We start from the raw sequence: 3,245 nt of genomic DNA, 5'->3' as shown, positions 1-3,245 counted from the left end.
TTCCCTTCGGGGAAGTGGAATTAATGGAAAAATTAATGGAAACAAACCAAGTGATCCCCTTTCACTTCCAGCCAGTGCCCACCTGGATAATCGGGGCTACGGCTGCCTCGGTCTGCTTTTAAGAGCTGGATCCCGGCTTCTACCTGGTCAAAGGTGGGGTGGTGGGGCAACACCAGGGACAAAAACTGGAACATTACCTGCCGCTGCAGAGCCAAGGGGGCAGCCCGCAAGGGATCCCGTCGCAGCCCTGGCAAAGCGGGCTCATATACCTGTGGCCATAGCTGAGCTGCTTGAGCTACCACCAGCTCATGTTCTGCTTGCAGCAGTGTGGCAGCCCGATTCAGGGCCGCTTCCAGTTGCGGGTTGAAGTGCTGTTTCAAGTAAGGCATCACCTCTAGGCGGAGGCGGTTGCGGCCATGGGCCAGATCTTGGTTGCTGCGATCCGGCCAGACCGGCAATTGGTGCTGTTGGCAAAATTGCTCGGTTTCCCAACGGTATAGCTCCAGCAGGGGTCGCACCACTTGGGCAGAGGTGGGATCCCGGTCGTCTAGGTGCCGCTGCCAATCCAGGCTGCTCAGCCCGGCGGCTCCTGTTCCCCGCAACAAGTTCCACAAAAACGTCTCTGCTCGATCCGTGGCCGTATGCCCCATCACCACGGCGCTGCAGTCCCAGATGCGGGCCCATTTCTCCAGTTGTTGGTAGCGCCAAGCCCTGGCCCCTGCCTCATCTCGGCGGATGGGATCCGCAGTCTCAACGGCATGAGGCAGTCCCTGCTGCTGCAGCCACCCCTGCAAAAAGCGAGCACACTCCGTTTCATCTGCCGACCAGCGGTGATCGCAATGCAAAACGAAGAGCTGCCAGCCCCAGCGAGGCTGTAGATCCCGCAGGATTTGGAGCAGGCAAAAAGAATCTTGCCCGCCCGAAAAAGCCACCAGCAGCCGCTGGCCAGGGTGAAGAAGTTGCCGCTGCCGAATGGCGCACTGTACCCGCAGGTGGAGAGGAGAGAGCCTGGCCACAGCTTGTTATTGCTCAGGTGCAACCCAGACCCTGCCTGCCTTCATGGGATCCCTTAGGCAAGAGCCCGGGTCAGATGAGAGGCCACCGCCTGCACAGCAGCAATGCTGCGCTCATAGGCCATTCGGGTCGGCCCCAGCAAGGTGACCGTACCCAGAGGAGCTGAGCGACGGTGGTAAGTGGAGGCGATAACCGTACAGTGGTGCAGAGACTCCAGTGGATTCTCGCTGCCAATGTAGATGATCACCGGGGTCTTGCGGGCAGGCTGTCCTGACTCTTGATCCATCTCCGTTGAGCTCGGCAGAGGAGGCAGATACGCCAACTGCGGATCACCCCCATCGGCAAAATGGAGCCCAATCATCCCCTGAAGTTGCTTGGCTCCCTCCTCGATCAACTGCATCACTGCCTGCACCTGCCGGGCCTGGGAAAACTCCGGCTGACGCATCAACTCGGCCATACCGGCACTGAACACCTGCCCCAGAGAGGGCTGTAGACAGCGTTGCACCACCGAGCGCAGCAGTTGCTGGAGCCAATGGCCGTAGGTACGAAATTCTTCATCCAGTTTCAGCCAGCTCAGATCCTGCAACTCGGCAAAGGTTTTGCCCCGCAGCTTCAGGGTGAGAAAGTTGCTGAGCAATTGCAATTCATCTTCCAAATCCTCTCGGGAGTCGCTGGGCCAGTCGGGGGGGCTGACCAGAGCTGAATGGGTTTGATAGGAGTCGGTTACCACCAACACCATCACCCGCCCTGGCGCTACCGACACCAACTGCACATGATGAATGGCTACCACCGGCCCCTGAGGAGGAGTGATGAGAGCAATGCAACCGCTCAGATGGGCCAAAAGCTGGGCCACCCTTTGTAGGAGACTGTCCAAGTCATCTCCCAGCTCACGGCCAAGCTGATCCATCAACTGTTGCAGGGCAGGATGGGGATCCGGCTGAGGAGCATCGTGAGGGATCCCACCGCTGTTGGCAGAGGTCAACAAATCGTTGACATAAACCCGATAGCCAAAGTCGGAGGGAACCCGACCCGCAGAGGTGTGGGGCTGAAACAGTAACCCCACCTGCTCAAGGGTGGCCAGGTCGTTACGAATGGTGGCCGTGCTCACCCCAAAGTTATAGGACTGGGCCAAGGTTTTGGAACCGACAGGTTCAGCCGTCGCAATGTAGCTGCGCACTGTCGCCCAGAGAATCTTCCGCTGGCGGGGAGTCAGTTCGAGTTTCATAGCCGATCAAAAGAACCCAGTCAACGCCTATCAAAGGAAACTGTTAATACAGAGCCGGTAAATTGCTCCAGGATAAACCAACTCAGAGCTGAGATAGGAATCCAGACAGACTTTTACATCTTCTAATCTATATGCATCTATTGTTACTCTTTATATAGCGGGTTGCCTAGGAAGGAAGTTGCAAAACCCGATGTCGGAAGAGGTTGAGACTGCTGCTTGTGCAGGAGAGAGTGAAATCTCTTGTAGCCTGGGCTCCCCTTTTTTGCCCAGAGGTGGTAAAAGATGAACTACGGCTAGCCACCTTGTTGCGTAGCAACAGTCCGCTGCGCCAAGACTGGGGATTTCTGCGCATGAGTTCGGTCAACTCTAGGCCAACTGGGCCTGCTGCTGTCCCCCCTGTATCCTTTTGTATCTTTGAGGTTGTCCCGTGTACTTATCCCCCCAGGAGAAAGACAAGTTGTTGATCTACCTGGCTGCCCAGTTGGCTCGGGATCGGCGGCAGCGGGGCCTCAAACTCAATTACCCTGAGGCGGTGGCCTACTTGAGCGCAGCAGTCTTGGAAGGGGCGCGGGAGGGGAAAACAGTCGCCCAATTGATGAGCGAGGGGCTGACGTGGCTGACCCGCGAGGACGTGATGCCCGGGATCCCAGAGATGATCCCGGAAATTCAAGTGGAGGCTACTTTCCCCGACGGAACCAAGCTGGTTACCCTACACCACCCCATTCGCTAGGGATCCCCCAGATGCTCCAAAGACCCAGAGACTTCAGGAGGTCGTCCCCATGGCTCGCCAATCCAGAACCAACCCTGCTGCCAACGCAGAGCCGGCCCTGATCCCAGGGGAACTGTTGCTGGCAGAGGATCCCATCCAAGCCAACGTCGGACGGGCCACCGTGACCCTGGAGGTTACCAACCGAGGGGATCGGCCCATTCAGGTGGGATCCCATTTTCACTTTTTTGAGGTGAACCGAGCCCTGGTTTTCGATCGCGCCGCCAGCTTTGGCATGCG

4 protein-coding genes are annotated in these 3,245 nt (G+C 57.8%); 2 read left to right on the top strand and 2 right to left on the bottom strand.

Annotated elements, in window-relative coordinates; genetic code table 11:
• Positions 1-32 precede the first annotated feature (32 nt).
• Together tilS and NW815_RS09130 are read right to left on the bottom strand one after the other, a co-directional pair.
• On the bottom strand, positions 33-1,016 hold the full coding sequence (gene tilS / locus NW815_RS09135) for a tRNA lysidine(34) synthetase TilS (RefSeq protein ID WP_414388984.1): 984 nt from the start codon (positions 1,014-1,016) through the stop codon (positions 33-35).
• Positions 1,017-1,069: 53 nt separating this feature from the next.
• On the bottom strand, positions 1,070-2,239 hold the full coding sequence (locus tag NW815_RS09130; RefSeq protein WP_414415930.1) for an HrcA family transcriptional regulator: 1,170 nt from the start codon (positions 2,237-2,239) through the stop codon (positions 1,070-1,072).
• A 427-nt stretch (positions 2,240-2,666) separates the two neighbouring features.
• On the opposite strand from NW815_RS09130, the gene NW815_RS09125 reads away from it, so the two are divergent.
• Both NW815_RS09125 and ureB read left to right on the top strand, forming a co-directional pair.
• Positions 2,667-2,969, top strand: coding sequence for an urease subunit gamma (locus NW815_RS09125; protein WP_011433938.1), 303 nt, complete (start codon positions 2,667-2,669; stop codon positions 2,967-2,969).
• 97 nt (positions 2,970-3,066) lie between these two features.
• A partial coding sequence (gene ureB, locus NW815_RS09120; RefSeq protein WP_414415931.1) for an urease subunit beta occupies positions 3,067-3,245 on the top strand: 179 nt, incomplete at its 3' end.

The organism is Synechococcus sp. R6-7, from assembly GCF_047461695.1.
Lineage (GTDB): Bacteria > Cyanobacteriota > Cyanobacteriia > Thermostichales > Thermostichaceae > Thermostichus.
The sequence above is the reverse complement of the archived record's forward strand: the minus strand, read 5'-3'. Positions and strand labels throughout refer to the sequence as shown.